Origin of the sequence: Kribbia dieselivorans NBRC 106261, assembly GCF_001552435.1 — a bacterium.
In the GTDB taxonomy this organism is placed as follows: Bacteria; Actinomycetota; Actinomycetes; order Actinomycetales; family Dermatophilaceae; genus Kribbia; species Kribbia dieselivorans.
Genome location: NZ_BCRE01000094.1, coordinates 1 through 15,017 on the forward strand (window position 1 = coordinate 1; position 15,017 = coordinate 15,017).

Annotated in this window: 16 protein-coding genes and 2 tRNA genes; 6 read left to right on the plus strand and 12 right to left on the minus strand. The window is 69.9% G+C overall.

All coding sequences use genetic code 11. The features are described 5' to 3' along the window. Positions 1–465, minus strand: a 465-nt coding sequence (locus KD1_RS08695) for a thiamine-phosphate kinase (protein ID WP_169795364.1), incomplete at its 3' end; no start/stop codon positions are given. A gap of 46 nt (positions 466–511) precedes the next feature. Here KD1_RS08695 and KD1_RS08700 point away from each other — a divergent pair. Together KD1_RS08700 and KD1_RS08705 are read left to right on the plus strand one after the other, a co-directional pair. After that, positions 512–964, plus strand: a complete 453-nt coding sequence (locus KD1_RS08700) for a DUF3515 family protein (RefSeq protein ID WP_068400567.1) — start codon at positions 512–514, stop codon at positions 962–964. Between the two features lie 13 nt (positions 965–977). Beyond that, on the plus strand, positions 978–2,195 hold the full coding sequence (locus tag KD1_RS08705) for a CaiB/BaiF CoA transferase family protein (protein WP_068400569.1): 1,218 nt from the start codon (positions 978–980) through the stop codon (positions 2,193–2,195). Between the two features lie 18 nt (positions 2,196–2,213). Here KD1_RS08705 and KD1_RS08710 read toward each other — a convergent pair whose 3' ends face one another. The 3 genes from KD1_RS08710 to KD1_RS08720 all read right to left on the minus strand — a co-directional run bounded on the left by KD1_RS08710 (position 2,214) and on the right by KD1_RS08720 (position 5,179). Then, positions 2,214–3,344 (minus strand): D-alanine--D-alanine ligase family protein, encoded by a 1,131-nt coding sequence (locus KD1_RS08710; protein ID WP_068400573.1) that lies wholly within the window; start codon positions 3,342–3,344, stop codon positions 2,214–2,216. A gap of 93 nt (positions 3,345–3,437) precedes the next feature. Beyond that, positions 3,438–4,436 (minus strand): NAD(P)H-dependent glycerol-3-phosphate dehydrogenase, encoded by a 999-nt coding sequence (locus KD1_RS08715; RefSeq protein ID WP_068400575.1) that lies wholly within the window; start codon positions 4,434–4,436, stop codon positions 3,438–3,440. Continuing rightward, positions 4,433–5,179, minus strand: coding sequence for a lysophospholipid acyltransferase family protein (locus KD1_RS08720; protein ID WP_068400578.1), 747 nt, complete (start codon positions 5,177–5,179; stop codon positions 4,433–4,435). Before KD1_RS08720 ends, KD1_RS08715 begins: the two co-directional genes overlap by 4 nt. 98 nt (positions 5,180–5,277) lie before the next feature. Here KD1_RS08720 and cofC point away from each other — a divergent pair, with 98 nt between their 5' ends. Then, positions 5,278–6,135 (plus strand): 2-phospho-L-lactate guanylyltransferase, encoded by an 858-nt coding sequence (gene cofC / locus KD1_RS08725; protein ID WP_068400581.1) that lies wholly within the window; start codon positions 5,278–5,280, stop codon positions 6,133–6,135. A 16-nt stretch (positions 6,136–6,151) separates the two neighbouring features. On the opposite strand, the gene KD1_RS08730 is transcribed toward cofC, so the two are convergent. The 3 genes from KD1_RS08730 to leuC all read right to left on the minus strand — a co-directional run bounded on the left by KD1_RS08730 (position 6,152) and on the right by leuC (position 8,795). Further along, entirely contained in the window at positions 6,152–6,550 is a 399-nt protein-coding gene (locus KD1_RS08730; protein WP_068400583.1) for an HU family DNA-binding protein, read from the minus strand. Positions 6,551–6,775: 225 nt separating this feature from the next. Continuing rightward, the gene (gene leuD / locus KD1_RS08735) at positions 6,776–7,372 is read right to left on the minus strand and encodes a 3-isopropylmalate dehydratase small subunit (RefSeq protein ID WP_068400588.1); all 597 of its coding nucleotides are present in this window, start codon (positions 7,370–7,372) and stop codon (positions 6,776–6,778) included. Between the two features lie 25 nt (positions 7,373–7,397). Further along, positions 7,398–8,795 carry a 3-isopropylmalate dehydratase large subunit gene (leuC, locus tag KD1_RS08740; RefSeq protein ID WP_068400594.1) on the minus strand — a complete coding sequence of 466 codons (1,398 nt, stop codon included), beginning with the start codon at positions 8,793–8,795 and terminating at the stop codon, positions 7,398–7,400. A 101-nt stretch (positions 8,796–8,896) separates the two neighbouring features. On the opposite strand from leuC, the gene KD1_RS08745 reads away from it, so the two are divergent. From KD1_RS08745 to KD1_RS08755, 3 genes are all read left to right on the plus strand, one after another. Continuing rightward, a complete protein-coding gene (locus tag KD1_RS08745) occupies positions 8,897–9,637 on the plus strand; it encodes an IclR family transcriptional regulator (RefSeq protein WP_068400596.1) in 741 nt (246 codons plus the stop codon). 207 nt (positions 9,638–9,844) lie between these two features. Next, positions 9,845–10,594 carry a hypothetical protein gene (locus KD1_RS08750; protein WP_068400598.1) on the plus strand — a complete coding sequence of 250 codons (750 nt, stop codon included), beginning with the start codon at positions 9,845–9,847 and terminating at the stop codon, positions 10,592–10,594. After that, complete coding sequence (locus KD1_RS08755) at positions 10,594–10,824, plus strand: helix-turn-helix domain-containing protein (protein WP_068400599.1); 231 nt, start codon at positions 10,594–10,596, stop codon at positions 10,822–10,824. Before KD1_RS08750 ends, KD1_RS08755 begins: the two co-directional genes overlap by 1 nt. A 13-nt stretch (positions 10,825–10,837) precedes the next feature. Here the strand turns inward: KD1_RS08755 and KD1_RS08760 are convergent, their stop codons facing one another. The 5 genes from KD1_RS08760 to KD1_RS08780 all read right to left on the minus strand — a co-directional run bounded on the left by KD1_RS08760 (position 10,838) and on the right by KD1_RS08780 (position 14,883). Continuing rightward, the gene (locus KD1_RS08760; RefSeq protein ID WP_068400602.1) at positions 10,838–11,881 is read right to left on the minus strand and encodes a polysaccharide deacetylase family protein; all 1,044 of its coding nucleotides are present in this window, start codon (positions 11,879–11,881) and stop codon (positions 10,838–10,840) included. Positions 11,882–12,103: 222 nt separating this feature from the next. Next, positions 12,104–12,176, minus strand: a tRNA-Glu gene (locus KD1_RS08765). A 132-nt stretch (positions 12,177–12,308) separates the two neighbouring features. Beyond that, positions 12,309–12,380, minus strand: a tRNA-Gln gene (locus KD1_RS08770). A 79-nt stretch (positions 12,381–12,459) separates the two neighbouring features. Then, positions 12,460–14,025, minus strand: coding sequence for a glutamate--tRNA ligase (gltX, locus tag KD1_RS08775; RefSeq protein ID WP_083542304.1), 1,566 nt, complete (start codon positions 14,023–14,025; stop codon positions 12,460–12,462). Positions 14,026–14,106: 81 nt separating this feature from the next. Continuing rightward, positions 14,107–14,883: a fumarylacetoacetate hydrolase family protein gene (locus tag KD1_RS08780; RefSeq protein WP_068400604.1), complete on the minus strand. Its 777-nt coding sequence runs from the start codon at positions 14,881–14,883 to the stop codon at positions 14,107–14,109. Positions 14,884–15,017: the final 134 nt, after the last annotated feature.

Consider the following 15,017-nt stretch of genomic DNA (forward strand, 5'->3'; position numbering starts at 1 on the left):
TCCGCTGCGCAACACCGGCGGGCGACCGTCGAGATCACCCAACGCCGTGACCGAGAGCACGATCACCTCGGGCGGGGCGGAGCTGAGATCGCCTCCGGCGACCGTCACGTCGTGGGCGGTGCACACCTCCCCCAGGCCGCGGGCGAACTCCTCGGCCCAGGCGACGTCGGTCAATGGATCGGCCGCGAGACTGATGAGCAGACTCAGCGGCCGCGCGCCCATCGAGGCGATGTCGGCGACGTTCTGGGCGAAGGCCTTGTGCGCCACGTCGGCGGGGTTGGACCACTCGTCGAGCCAGTCGCGGCCCCGGACCATGGTGTCGGTCGTGGCCACGACGGACCCGGAGGTGGCGATCACCGCGGCGTCATCGCCCGGGCCGACGCGGTCGACACGGTCGCCGGCGTAGAGCGGCAGGATGCGAGCGAGCACGGCGTCCTCGCCGAGGTCGTGCAGGGTGGGGGCCACACCGCTCCTTTCATGGGCTTCAGGCGCAACAGGTAGCGTCGCACATGTGTCGTCCCTCCACCCACGCGCCGTGCTCCTGAGCGGAGTCGCGCTTCTCGCCCTGACCGGATGTTCCTCCAGTGTCGAGGTGGCCGAGGCGCCGCTGGCGCAGGACCCGGCCTGCACCGAGGTCGCTCGGGTGTGGCCCCAGACCGTCGGTGGGCAGGAACTGCGCGACACGTCACCGAGCGTGCCGTCGGTGCGCGCGTGGGGCGACCCGGCCATCGTGGCCCGCTGCGGGGTCCCTGCCCTGCCGCCGACGACCCAGCAGTGCATCGACGCCAGCGGCATCGACTGGGTCGCCGAGGATCTCAGCGACGGCGTCCGGTTGACGACGTTCGGGCGGGATCCGGCCATCGAGGTCCTCGTGCCGAACACGTACGCGCCGGCACCGTTGCTCCTCCCGGCGTTCGCCGATGCCGCACAGGTATTGCCGAAGAACGGACACGCCTGCGTCTGAGACCATCGGCGGCATGGATCACAGCACCGCCTCCCCCGTCGCCGCAGACGGGGCACTCCCCCTGGCCGATGTCACCGTGGTGGCCCTGGAGCAGGCCGTGGCCGCTCCCCTGGCCACCCGTCACCTGGCCGATCTGGGCGCCGACGTCATCAAGATCGAACGGGTCGGCGAGGGTGACTTCGCCCGCGACTACGACGACACCGTGCATGGCCTGGCCTCCCACTTCGTCTGGCTCAACCGGGGCAAGGAGTCCGTCTCGGTGGACCTGAAGTCGCCCGAGGGCGTGGAACTGGTGCTGCGCCTGGTCGACGAGGCCGACGTCGTCGTGCAGAACCTCGCGCCGGGCGCGGCCGAGCGGCTCGGGCTGGGCACCGAGGTGCTCACCGCCCGCAACCCGCGTCTGATCGTCGTCGGCCTGACCGGCTACGGCACCTCCGGGCCGCGGATGGACGCGAAGGCCTACGACATGCTCGTGCAGGCCGAGACCGGGCTGGTCTCCATCACCGGCACGCCCGAGCAGGCCTCGAAGACGGGGATCCCGACCTCGGACATCGCCGGCGGCATGTACATCGTCACCTCGGTGCTGGCCGCGTTGTACCGCCGCGAGCGCACGGGCGTCGGCGCCGTCATCGACGTGTCGATGTTCGACTCGACCGTCGAGTGGCTCGGCCACCCGATGTACGTGCAGATGTACGCCGAGCGGCAGTTGCCGCGCATGGGCCTGAGCCACGCCGCGATCGCGCCGTACGACGCCTACCCGACCAGTGATGGCGAGGTGCTCATCGGCGTGCAGAACGATCGCGGCTGGGACGCGCTGGCCCGCGAGGTGTTGGCCGACGACGCGCTGGCCGACGACGCACGGTTCGCCACGAACGTGCTGCGCGTCGAGCACCGCGCCGAGGTCGATGCGGCGGTGGCGCAGCGCACCCGTCGATTGACGACGGCCGAACTGGAGGAGCGTTTGGCTCGGTCCGGAGTGGCCGCGGCCCAGGTCAACGACATGGCCGGACTGGTGGCCCACCCGCAGTTGCACGCCCGCGACCGGTGGCGTGAGGTCCAGACCGAGAAGGGGCCGATCCGCGCGGTGTTGCCGCCGATGAACTTCCGGGACGTGGAGTTGCCGATGGGCGCGATCCCCGCCTTGGGCGAGCACACCGACCCGGTGCTGGAACGGCTCGGGCTCAGCGAGGAGGAGCGCGCCCGCCTGCGGGCGGCCGGCATCATCCAGTAACCGGCCCGGCGCGGCCGGTCAGCGCAGCCCGACCGGCCGCTGGAGGGCGAGTTCGATGAGTTCGGTGATCAGTTCGGTGTACCCCAGGCCGGTGGCCTTCCACATCTGCGGGTACATCGAGAACGGCGTGAAGCCGGGCATGGTGTTGATCTCGTTGACGAGCACCTCACCGGCGGGCGTGACGAAGCAGTCGACCCGGGCCAAGCCCTCACAGCCGAGGGCCTCGAACGCATCGGCGGCGCAGCGGCGCACCTCATCGGCCTGCTCCAACGGCACGTCGGCGGGGCAGCTGAGGCGCACCGCGTCGGCGTCGAGGTACTTGGCCTCGAAGTCGTAGAACGTGTGCCCGTGCCCGGCCTCGACGACGATCTCGCCGACCTGCGAGGTCCGCGGAGCGTCGCACCCGCGACCCTGGAGCACCGCGCACTCGATCTCGCGGCCGACGATGCCTTCCTCGACGATGACCTTGAGGTCGTGGGTGCGGGCCTCCTCGATCGCGTCCGCCAGACCGGCGGCGTCGTCGACCTTGCTGATGCCCATCGACGATCCGGCCCGGCACGGCTTGACGAAGACCGGGAACTTCAACTGCTGCTCGATCTCGGCGAGCGCCCCCGCCCGGTCGCGGCGCCAGCGCGCATCGGTGACGACGGTGTACGGCCCGATCGGCAGACCGGCGGCGTCGAAGACGACCTTCATGTAGTGCTTGTCCATGCCGACCGCCGAGGCGAGCACGCCGCACCCGACGTAGCGGATGTCGGCCAGTTCGAGCATCCCCTGGATGGTCCCGTCCTCGCCGTACGGGCCGTGCAGCAACGGCAGGACGACGTCGACCTCACCGAAGACGCGCGGCACCTCACCGGGGTCGTGGGCCAGCACGGTGCGCTGCCCGGTGCGGGTGGGCAGGATCAGTTCGGTACCCCCGGAGACCACCTCCGGGGTGTGGCCCGGGGCCAGGCGCAGCGGGTCCGGGTCGTCCTCGACGAGGACCCAGGAGCCGTCGCGGGCGATCCCGACGGGCAGGACGTCGAAGCGGTCACGGTCGATCGCGGCCAGCACACCGGCCGCCGTCGCGCACGAGACGGCATGTTCGCTGGACCGGCCGCCGAACACGACGGCGACGCGGATCTTCGGAGCGGCTGCAGAAGTCATCACCGGGGACAATAACCGCCCGGAGCCGTCGGAGTCAGATTCGCCCATGCTCCAGTTCACCGCCTCCGGCGTGTCCGGCGTGTCGACCCCGGGTCAGGCCGTCTCCGTCTTGCGCGGCCGGCTGAGCAGCCGGTCGACGACGACGCTGGGGTGCAGCCCGTTCTGGATCACCTCGAGCATCTGCTCGGCGATCGGCACCTGGACGTCGTTGTCGTGGGCCAGTTGGACGATGGAGGCGCAGGACTTGACCCCCTCGGCCGTCTGCTTGGTGATGGCAACGACCTCGTCGACGCTCATGCCCTTGCCGAGGTTGACGCCGAAGGTGTGGTTGCGCGACAGCGGCGACATGCACGTCGCGATGAGGTCACCGACGCCGGCCAAACCGGAGAACGTCACCCGGTCACCGCCGACGGCGACGCCGAGTCGGGTCATCTCGGCCAGGCCACGCGTGATGATCGAGGCCTTGGAGTTGTCGCCCATCCCCATGCCCTCGGCCATGCCGACGGCCAAGGCGATGACGTTCTTCACCGAGCCGGCGATCTCGGCTCCGATGATGTCGGTCGAGGTGTACGGGCGGAAGTACGGCGCGGCGACGGCCGCGGCCACCTGCTCGGCGGTGCCGTGGTCGGGGCAGGCCACCATGGTGGCGGCGGGCTGGTGCGCCATGACCTCGCGCGCCAGATTCGGCCCGGACAGCACGGCGATCCGTTCGGTCTCGACCCCGGCCGCCTCGTGGATGACCTGACTCATCCGCAGGCCCGTGCCCAGTTCGATCCCCTTCATCAAGGAGACGACCGCGGCACCCGTGGGGATCGCATCCCCCCACTGCTTGAGGTTCTCTCGCAGGGTCTGACTCGGCACGGCCAGCACGACGATGTCGGCCCCCGCGGCGGCTTGGTGCGGGTCGGTGGTGGCCCGCATTCCCTCCGGCAACTCGATCCCCGGCAGGTAGTCCTCGTTGACGCTCCGGTTGATCTGCTCGACGGCCTCGGCTCGACGGCCCCACATGGTGACCTCTGCCCCGACCTCACGCATGAGGCTGGCCACCACCGTGCCCCACGACCCGGTGCCGAACGTGGCCACGCGTGTCATGACTGATCCTCCATGCGTCCCTTGATCACTCGCTCACCCTTGCGTCGGTCCCATCGTCCCGGAGGCGCGGCCTGACCCCGGATGATCTCCAACTGCGCGGTGATCGCGTCCATGATCCGTTCGGTCGCCTCGTTGAGCACCTCGCGCGTGATCGGGCGACCGCGCAGATCGTCGAGATCGACCGGCGCGCCGGCGCGCATGTGGATCGTCTTGCGTGGCAGCAGCCGCAGCAGGGGGAACTCGTAGGGCCGCAGCACCGTCTGCGCACCCCACTGAGCCACGGGGATGACCGGGGCCCCGGTTTCGAGGGCCACCCGCGCCGCTCCGCTCTTGCCGACCATCGGCCACCCCTCGGGGTCACGCGTGATCGTGCCCTCGACGTAGAACAGGATTGGCTTGCCGCTGGCGATGCCCTCGGCCCCCTGCCGAAACGCCTCGGCGGCGGTCGCGGAGCCACGCGCGACCGGGATCTGGCCGGCCGCCGTCAGCAGCGTGCCCAACCCCTTGACGTCGAACAGTTCCTGCTTGGCCAGGAAGTAGGGGGCGGCGTCGTGGTCGATGAGGTAGTGCGCCAACAGGATCGGGTCGACGTGGGAGACGTGGTTCGCCGCCACGATGAAGCCGCCCTCGGCCGGAATGTTCTCGGTGCCCTGCCAGTCTCGCTTCGTCATCGTCATGGCGATCGGACGCAGAATGCCGACGATGCCGCGGTACACCGGCGGCACGGCTTGTCTCGGGCTCACGTTTGTCCTTCTGGGTGGCGGCGGCGGGCAACGTGGGGTCATCGTGCCCCGTACATGCGTGTGTGTCCATCCTCCCCCGCCGGTGGGAGGATGACCGCGTGTTCGCGCCACGGAGTCTCGATTGGACGGTGATCATCCCGGTCCGCGGTGGGTCGGGGAGCAAGTCCCGTCTCGAGACTCCGCCCGGTGTCTCGCGCGAGCTCGTCGCGACGGCGATCGCACGAGACTCCGTGGTGGCCGCCATCGACACCGTGGGTGCGCGGCACGTGCTCGTGATCACCGCCGATCCAGCGGTCGCAGGCTGGGCGGAGCGTCGTGGCGCGACCGCGGTCATCGAGCCTCGCCCGGGTCTCAATCTCGCCGTCGGCGTGGCGCTGAACCACTCCCCCGGCGGTCCGACGGCGGTGCTGCTCGGCGATGTTCCGGCGCTGCGCCCGGAGCACCTGCGCGCCGCCCTCGACACCGCCTCGGCCCTGGATCGCGCGTTCGTCCCCGACCGGGCGGGCCGGGGAACGGTGCTCCTGACCGGGGCTGCGCCCGCGCTGCTCCGCCCGCGATTCGGCCCGGATTCGGCGGCCCGGCACCGCGCGGCCGGTCACCGCGAGATCGCGGCGCCGGCGCGTCTGCGGCTCGATGTCGACACCGCGGCAGACCTCGAACTCGCCCGCCAGGTGGGCCTGGGCCGGTGGACTCGACGCGCGTCAACTCCCGTTGACCTGCGCGAAGACGCTAGAGTGCCGCACGTGCAAGCCAGTGTTCACTCCTTCGACGCCCGGACCGGGCGCGGCTCCGTGTTGCTCGATGACGGCGTCGAATTGTCCTTCGACGCGGCCGCGTTCGACGCCAGTGGGCTGCGCACCCTGAACCCCGGCGAGCGCCTGCGCGTCGTCGTCGAGGGTGACTCGGTCACGTCGTTGTGGATGACCGGCGTCGGCGAGAGCCACCGGGTGGCCTGAGTCGTTTCAGTTGGGTTCAGCTGGCGAGCTTCTTGCCCGCACGCTTCGTGCCCGCCTTGCCCACCACCTCGGCCTTGGCCGTGCTCGCCTTGTGCGGACCCGCGGCGCGCATCACGGTCGGGGCGTTCTTGGGCAGCGACGAGGGCCGGGACGTGTAGCCCTTGAAGGACGTGCCCGGCTTGAAGCGCGGCACGCTCGTCTTGCGGATCCGCACGGTGTCCCCGGTGCGCGGGTTCCGGCCCGTGCGGGCGGCGCGTTGGACCTTCTCGAAGGTGCCGAAGCCGGTGATCGACACCCGTCCGCCGGTGGCGACCTCGCGGACGATGGCGTCGAACAACACCTCGACCGCCTGTGCCGCCGCCTTCCGACTTCCCACGGCGGGTTCCAGGACGCGAATGAGATCTGCCTTGTTCATCACATGCTCCTGCCAAGGATGACGGCGTCGGGAGCAATTGCACCTCACCGGCAGGCCACCGACCCGACGTTGTGACCGGCCTACATCTGACGGTAGGCGGTCAGCCGCGGTGTCGTCCACCGGTTCGGGAGACGTGAGGCCCTACTGACACAACGAAAGCGCCGCCCGAGGTGGGGCGGCGCCGTCGTTGTCGCGTCGTTCGAACGACGATCCGGAGCGTCGTGCTCAGGCCACCGGGGTCGTCGTCGGCTTGTGCGAGGGGCGGGTCTGCTCGTAGGCCTCGATCTCGTCGAGGTGGCGGCTGGTCAGGCCGATGTCGTCCAGGCCCTCGAGCAGGCGCCAGCGGGTGTAGTCGTCGACCTGGAACGGCAGGGTGAGGTCACCGGCGACGACGGTGCGGTCGGTGAGGTCGACCGTGATCGACGCTCCGGGCTCGGCCTCGAGGTACTTCCACAGCAGCTCGACGTCGGCCTGGGCGACCTGCGCGGCGAGCAGACCACCCTTGGAGGAGTTGCCGCGGAAGATGTCGGCAAAGCGCGACGAGATGACGACCCGGAAGCCGTAGTCCATCAGGGCCCAGACGGCGTGCTCGCGGGAGGAGCCGGTGCCGAAGTCGGGGCCGGCGACGAGCACCGAACCCGCGGCGTAGGCGGGGTTGTTGAGCACGAAGCCCTCGTCACCGCGCCAGGCGGCGAACAGGCCGTCCTCGAAGCCGGTGCGGGTCACGCGCTTGAGGTAGACCGCGGGGATGATCTGGTCGGTGTCGACGTTGCTGCGGCGCAGCGGCACGCCGACGCCGGTGTGGGTGGTGAACGCGTCCATGTCAGCTCCTCGTCAGTGGGTGGTCTCAGGCGCCGACGAGGTCGGCCGGGCTGGACAGGGTGCCGCGCACGGCGGTGGCCGCGGCGACCTGCGGGCTGACCAGGTGGGTGCGGCCACCGGTGCCCTGGCGACCCTCGAAGTTGCGGTTCGAGGTCGAGGCGCTGCGCTCACCGGGGGCGAGCTTGTCGGGGTTCATGGCCAGGCACATCGAGCACCCGGGCAGACGCCACTCGGCTCCGGCCTCGACGAAGACCTTGTCCAGGCCCTCGGCCTCGGCCTGCTCCTTGACGCGGGCGGAGCCGGGCACGATCAGCGCGCGGACCCCGTCGGCAACGTGGCGACCCTGAAGGATCTCGGCGACGGCGCGCAGGTCCTCGATGCGGCCATTGGTGCACGAGCCGACGAAGACGGTGTCGACCTTGATGTCACGCAGCGGGGTGCCGGCGCTCAGGCCCATGTACTCCAGCGCGCGCTCGGCGGCGGCCTTTTCGTTCTCGTCGCCCATACGCGCCGGGTCGGGCACGGCCGCGCCCAGCGGGGCGCCCTGGCCGGGGTTGGTGCCCCAGGTGACGAACGGGGTGAGTTCGGTGGCGTCGAGGTGGACCTCGGCGTCGTAGGTCGAGCCCTCGTCGGTGCGCAGCGACGACCAGTACTCGACCGCGGCGTCCCAGTCGGCGCCCTGCGGGGCGTGCGGGCGGCCCTTGAGGTAGTCGAACGTGGTCTGGTCGGGGGCGATCATTCCCGCGCGGGCGCCGGCCTCGATCGACATGTTGCAGATCGTCATCCGGGCCTCCATGGAGAGGGCCTCGATCGCCGATCCGCGGTATTCGAGCACGTAGCCCTGGCCCCCACCGGTGCCGATCTTGGCGATGACGGCGAGGATGACGTCCTTGGCGGTGACGCCGGCGGGCAGTTCGCCGTCGACGTTGATCGCCATGGTCTTGAACGGCTTGAGCGGCAGGGTCTGCGTGGCGAGCACGTGCTCGACCTCGGAGGTGCCGATGCCGAAGGCCAGCGCGCCGAACGCGCCATGCGTGGAGGTGTGGGAGTCACCGCAGACGACGGTCATGCCCGGCTGGGTCAGGCCCAGCTGCGGGCCGACGACGTGGACGATGCCCTGCTCGTGGTCACCCATTGGGTATAGCTGGACGCCGAACTCCTCGCAGTTCTTGCGCAGCGTCTCGACCTGGGTGCGGCTGACCGGATCGCTGATCGGGCCCGGCGTCGTCGGGACGTTGTGGTCCTCGGTGGCCAGGGTCAGCTCGGGGCGACGCACCTGGCGACCGGCCAGGCGCAGGCCCTCGAAGGCCTGCGGGCTCGTCACCTCGTGAAGCAGGTGGAGGTCGATGTAGAGGAGGTCGGGCTCCCCCTCGGCGCGGCGCACGACGTGTGCGTTCCAGACCTTTTCGGCCAACGTGGCCATCTGACCCCTCCTACGGTGAGTGAATCGTGGTGATATGAGGTTTCCACGTTGCTCCGCGGAGCAAACTTGCGTCTCAGGCAATGAGACGGCAGTATCAGGGTATGGACAGCGGAAGTGGAGTGGGCGTTCTGGACAAGGCCGCCGTCGTGTTGGGTGCGCTCGAGGCCGGCCCGTCGACGTTGGCCCAGCTCGTGGCGGCGACCGGGTTGGCGCGACCGACGGCGCACCGGCTGGCGGTCGCCCTGGAGCACCATCGCCTCGTTGCCCGCGACATGCAGGGACGCTTCATTCTCGGCCCGCGCCTGGGCGAGCTTGCCGCTGCGGCCGGCGAGGACCGACTGTTGACCGCCGCCGGTCCGGTGCTCGGCGCGCTGCGCGATCACACCAACGAATCGGCCCAGCTGTTCCGCCGGCAGGGCGAGGCGCGCGTGTGCGTGGCCGCCGCCGATCGCCCCATCGGCCTGCGCGACTCCATCCCGGTCGGCGCGACGATGAGCATGCTCGCCGGGTCGGCCGCCCAGGTGCTACTGGCCTGGGAGGAGCCCGACCGCCTGCACCGCGGCCTGCAGGGTGCGGCGTTCACCGCGACAGTGCTCTCGGGGGTGCGCCGGCGCGGCTGGGCCCAGAGTGTCGCCGAGCGGGAGCCCGGTGTGGCCTCGGTGTCGGCGCCGGTCCGCTCCCCCAGCGGCCGCGTCATCGCCGCGGTGTCGATCTCGGGACCGATCGAACGCCTCTCCCGCCAGCCCGGCCGACTGCACGCCGCGACGGTCATCGCCGGCGCGAACAAGCTCACCGAGGTACTCGCCCGCCACGCGGCGGCGCAGGAGGAGCAGAACTCCTAACGCGCGCGCCCGCACCCGCGCCCCTCCCCTCGCCTCCTCCCCCTCGCGGTTCGAGGTAATAGGGACCGTTCCAGCGGTCGCCATTACCTCGACCCGAGTGAGGAAGGTGCACGAAACCGGTGGACGGCGAGGCCCACGCGCACTAACGTATCGAATATCGATAACATCGAATATCGATACCAACGATCCTCGATACGGAGGCACGTCATGAGCGCCCTCATCTACCTCGCCATTGCGCTTCTCATCGGTCTGGCCCTGGTCGTCCTGGCCATCGGGTTGAGGCGGCGCCGCTCCGACCTCCCGCCCACGAACGACACCGCCACCCTGCGGGTCACCCGCGCCGCGGCCGCGGCGTTCGCGGCCATCGCGCTCATCGCCACGGTCATCTCCGTGGTCGACACGCTCGCCACCGACACGGTCGTCGTCGACGTGCCGACCCAGACCTTCTGGCCGGCCTTGCCCGCCGACGTCACGGCCACTCCAGGCTCCGATGCCCGCGTCGTCGGCGGCGGTTTCACCCGGGCCTCCCTCGAGGTGACCGGGCTGAGCCTGACCGCGCGACTGCTTCTCGCAGCGGGGTCGCTGCTGCAGGGGCTGACCCTGGTGCTTGTCGCCGCGGCGGTGGCGCTCCTGGCCCATCGGCTCCTGGCCGGCGACCCGTTCCGACCGACGATGTCCCGGACGGTCATGGTGGCCGCGACCGCCATGGTCGTCGGTCAATTCCTCTGGCAGGTGTGCTTCGGCGTCGGGCAGTCCATCGCCTCGCGCGAGGCCCTGTTCATCTCGGGGTGGGGATGGAGGGAACCCCAAGAAGACCCGACGGCGCTCCTGCCGGAGCCGACCGTGATGTTCACCATCGACTTCTGGCCCATCGCCACCGGGCTCGCCCTGGCTGCCGTGGCCGCCGCGTTCCGCTACGGCGAGCGCCTGCAGCGCGACACGGAGGGCTTGGTCTGATGCCGCCCGCCGACCCCGACGAGTCCAGCGGCATCCACTGCCGACTCGATGAACTGCTCGCCGAGCGCGACATGACGCTGACCCACCTGAGCGAGCTCGTGGGCGTCACCGTGGTCAACCTCAGCGTCCTCAAGAACGACCGGGCGCGGGCCATCCGGTTCTCGACGTTGCAGGCCATCTGCCGGGCCCTCGACTGCACTCCCGGCGACCTGCTGGTCATGGCCGACTGAGCCGCACGGCGGTTCAGTCGAGCCGCTCGAGCCGGTAGCCCTTCTTCCGCAGTCCGCTGATCATCGGGTCGAGCGCCGCGCCGGCCTTGGAGTTCGCCGTCGTGTGCATGAGCACGACGCCACCGCGGCGAGCCGGCGCCGTCCTCGAATCGCCGTTGAGCACCTTGTTGACGATGGTCGAGGTCGAGACACCCGACCAGTCGGCGGTGTCCGTGGTCCAGTGGCAGGCGCGGTGCCCGTTGCGCTTGGCGTACGTGTCGACGCGGGTGCTGTAGGCCCCGGCACCGTACGGCGGGCGGATCAGTCGCGGGGTGCCGGTGCCCTTGACGCCGTAGCGGATCTGGGAATTGATCGCCGCCCCGGACAGGTCGCTCAGCGACGGGTGGGTGTTCGTGTGGTTGCCCAGGCGGTGGCCCCCGGCCCGGACCATCTGCGCAGCCCACGGATTCGCTCGTGACCACTGCCCGACGAACAGGAAGGTCGCCTTGACCTTGCGGCGCTTGAGGGTACTGAGGATGCCGGCGAGCTTCGCCCGGGTGACGTACCCGTCGTCGAAGGTGAGTTGGATGTCGCCGTCGGTGTTCCAGCACCGCTCGATGGAACGGCGCGTGCTGCGGTCGACGGCGCCAGAGACCGGTCCGCGCGCGGTGATCCGCATAGACCCTGCCTTCGCGACGCGCGTGGTCGCGCCCGCCTTGACGAAGCGCACCTTGGCCGTGATCGCCTGGCTGCCGGAGGTCTTCCGCAGCACCACGAAACAGCGCTGGGACACCGCTCCCCCACTGTGCCGCCAGACCGTCCCGGAACAGTCGGTCGGGCCCGAGCCGACGCGGGCGGTGAACTTCGGCCGGAACCCGGTGCCCGGGGTACCCCAGGCGGTCACGACCACGGCAACCGCCGATCCCGGAGCGTCGTACGCCGGGCCGGTGACGGACGTGCGGATGCTGGTGGCGACGTCGGCCGCGACGGCTTGTGGGGCCACGGGCGCGGCGAGCGCGACGGCCCCGGCGATGGTGGCCGCGAGGCCGGTGACAAAGGTGCGGTGGCGGCGCTTCATGGATTCCCCCCGGTGCGGTCGTTGGCGAACCCAAACGTACTCGCGAACACCAGTTGCCATCTCACCCGCGGGGAGCGCTCCCCACCCCCGCCCTCCCCTGCCGGTTCGAGGTAATAGGGGGCCTTATAACGGCCTCTAATACCTCGAACCGCGAGGGAGGTGGAGCGGGTGGGGACGCGCAAAGGCCCCCGCTCGCAATGAGCGGGGGCCTTTGGCCTCATGTAGCCCCGACGGGATTCGAACCCGCGCTACCGCCTTGAGAGGGCGGCGTGCTAGGCCACTACACAACGGGGCCATATCTGCTGGACACCGGGTTAACGGCCGGTGACAACGGAGAGACTCTACACGCTCGCAGAGCATCCTCCAAAACTGCCACCGCAGGGTCATCGCCGCACGAAACTGCCGTGCGCGGCAACGCCTTTCAGCGCTGGGGTACCAGGACTCGAACCTAGAACAACTGAACCAGAATCAGCCGTGTTGCCAATTACACCATACCCCAAGGGGTATCGAAGCTGTCGAGGAGCGAACTCCGCGGGCTGCGAACCGAAGGTCGATATTACCGACCTATCGGTGCTTCCTCAAATCGAGGCTCGTAACGAGCGCAAACGCGCCAGTGTCGAGTCCTTTCCGAGGATCTCCATCGACTCGAACAGCGGCGGGCTGATGCGCTGGCCCGACACCGCCGTGCGCAGCGGACCGAACGCGAACTTCGGCTTCAGCCCGAGACCGTCGACGAGCGCCGCCCGCAGGGTCGCCTCGATCGTGGCGGCCTCCCACTGCGATCCGGTCGGGGGCAGTACGCCCGTGCCCGGGTCGAGTGCCTCCAGCGCGGTGATGGCCGCGTCCAACACGGCCGGAGCGTCGTCCTTGAGCTGGGCGCGCGCATCGTCGGCGATGACCAACGCGTCGTCCGCGACGAAGAACGGCGCCACCAGGGCCGAGGCCTCGGTCAACTTCGAGATCCGCGTCTGGATCAGCGCAGCGACGTCCTTGAGCCGCCCCAACTCCCCCAGCGACGGGTTGCCCGACAGCACGCCATCCTTCTCCAGGAACGGCAACAGCCGCGAGGTGAAGTCACCCAACTCGAGATCACGGATGTACAGCCCGTTGAGCCACTCGAGCTTCTTCAGGTCGAAGATCGGCCCGACAGGGTTGACCTTGGACCAGTCGAAGTTCGCCGCAAACTCCTCGAAGGTGAACTTCTCGCGGTCACTGCCGTCCTCGTCGGTCATCGGCGGGTACGCCAACAGCGCCAGGAAGTTGACCAGCGCCTCGGGCAGGTATCCCTCCTCCTGGAACCACGTCAGCCGCGCCGCCGGGTTCTTGCGCTTGGAGATCTTCGACTTGTCCTGGTTGCGCAGCAGCGGCATGTGCGCGAACTTCGGCGGCTCCAGCCCGAGCCACTGGTAGAGCAGGATGTGCTTGGGCGTCGAGGAGATCCACTCCTCACCGCGCACGACGTGGGTGATGCCCATCTCGTGATCGTCGACGACGACGGCCATGTGGTACGTCGGGAACCCGTCGGTCTTGAGGATGACCTGGTCATCGGGCATCGGCGCGGAGACCTTGCCGCGAATGACGTCGTCGAACACCAGCGGCGCGTCGGCCGGGATCTGCATCCGCACGACCGGAGTCTCGCTGAAACCGGGCAACTCGGCCCGCTCCTCACGCGTCTTGCCCAGGCAGAGCCGGTCGTACCCCGTCGGCAGCTTGAGCTTCTGCTGCTTCTCCCGCATCTGCGTCAGCCGCTCGGTCGAGCACCAGCAGTAGTACGCGTGCCCCGCCTCGATGAGCTTCTCGACGTACGGCCGGTAGGTCTCGAGGCGCTCACTCTGCCGGTACGGCGCGTACGGGCCACCCACATCCGGGCCCTCGTCCCAGTGCAGACCCAGCCACCCGAGGGTGTCGTAGAGCTGCTGCTCGGAGTCGGCCCGGAACCGCGCCCGGTCGGTGTCCTCGATGCGCAGCACGAACTTCCCGCCCTGCTGGCGGGCGTAGGCGAGGTTGAACAGCGCCATGTACGCGGTGCCAACGTGCGGATCACCGGTCGGCGAGGGAGCCACGCGCAGACGCGGGCCCCCCTCGACGGTGGCAGGAACGGTGGGGGCGGCGGAATCCGGCAGGCCGGCAGGTGTCGTGCTCATGATGGCCCGATCCTACTGTCCGACCGACCGCGCTCAGGGGTCAGCCGTCAGGCCGCACCCACCCGACTCACACGGCGTCGATCACTCGGCGTCGACGAACGGGTTGCTCAACTCCCCGATGTCCGCGATCTCCACCGTCACCCGCTGCCCCGCCACGACCGGGCCGACCCCGGCCGGCGTGCCGGTCAGGATGACATCGCCCGGCAACAACGTGAAGGCCTTGCTCGCGTGGGAGATGAGTTGCGAGACTCCGTGGATCATGTCGGCCGACGTGCCGTCCTGGACGACCTCGCCGTCGAGTCGGGTGACGATGGACTGGTCCATCGGGTTGAGTTCGGTCTCGATCCACGGCCCGAGCGGGCAGAACGTGTCCAGGCCCTTGGCACGGGCCCACTGGCCGTCGGTGCGCTGCAGGTCACGCGCGGTGACGTCGTTGGCGATCGTGTAGCCGAAGATCACCTTGGCGGCATCCTCGGGTTCGATGTCCTTGCACAGGCGGCCGATGATGACCGCCAACTCGCCCTCGTACGAGACCTCCGTGACGAAACTCGGGATGACGACGGGATCGCCCGGGCCGACCACGGCGGTGTTCGGGATGAGGAACATCCCCGGCTCTTCCGGGAGCTCGGTGTGGCCCATTTCGCGGGCATGGTCGAGGTAGTTGGCGCGGATGCCGATGATCTTCGAGCGCGGAATGACCGGAGCGAGGAGGCGCACCTCGTCGACCGTCGTCGTCTGCCCGGTCAGCTCGATCGGCATGTACATCGGGTCGCCGGTGATCTCGGCGATCTTCTCGCCGGCCCCGTCGACCAGGCCGAAGTGGGGGTCGTCTCCAGTGGTGTATCTCGCGATGCGCACCCGCGTCAGCCTAGTCCGCCGCTGCCGCGCCCGGCACACCGCGCAGCACGACGTCCACGCCGCGCTCGAACAACGCCGCGGCCTGCGCGTCGTCGGGGGTCGGGAGCGTCGTGTCGGCCGCGGCGGCCCGGACC

Coding starts and splice junctions, on each gene's coding strand:
- KD1_RS08705 (WP_068400569.1), top strand. CDS start 978: ATGGATCACAGCACCGCCTCCCCCGTCGCCGCAGACGGGGCACTCCCC.
- KD1_RS08710 (WP_068400573.1), bottom strand. CDS start 3,344: ATGACTTCTGCAGCCGCTCCGAAGATCCGCGTCGCCGTCGTGTTCGGC.
- KD1_RS08715 (WP_068400575.1), bottom strand. CDS start 4,436: ATGACACGCGTGGCCACGTTCGGCACCGGGTCGTGGGGCACGGTGGTG.
- KD1_RS08730 (WP_068400583.1), bottom strand. CDS start 6,550: ATGAACAAGGCAGATCTCATTCGCGTCCTGGAACCCGCCGTGGGAAGT.
- leuD (WP_068400588.1), bottom strand. CDS start 7,372: ATGGACGCGTTCACCACCCACACCGGCGTCGGCGTGCCGCTGCGCCGC.
- leuC (WP_068400594.1), bottom strand. CDS start 8,795: ATGGCCACGTTGGCCGAAAAGGTCTGGAACGCACACGTCGTGCGCCGC.
- KD1_RS08745 (WP_068400596.1), top strand. CDS start 8,897: ATGGACAGCGGAAGTGGAGTGGGCGTTCTGGACAAGGCCGCCGTCGTG.
- KD1_RS08750 (WP_068400598.1), top strand. CDS start 9,845: ATGAGCGCCCTCATCTACCTCGCCATTGCGCTTCTCATCGGTCTGGCC.
- KD1_RS08755 (WP_068400599.1), top strand. CDS start 10,594: ATGCCGCCCGCCGACCCCGACGAGTCCAGCGGCATCCACTGCCGACTC.
- KD1_RS08760 (WP_068400602.1), bottom strand. CDS start 11,881: ATGAAGCGCCGCCACCGCACCTTTGTCACCGGCCTCGCGGCCACCATC.
- gltX (WP_083542304.1), bottom strand. CDS start 14,025: ATGAGCACGACACCTGCCGGCCTGCCGGATTCCGCCGCCCCCACCGTT.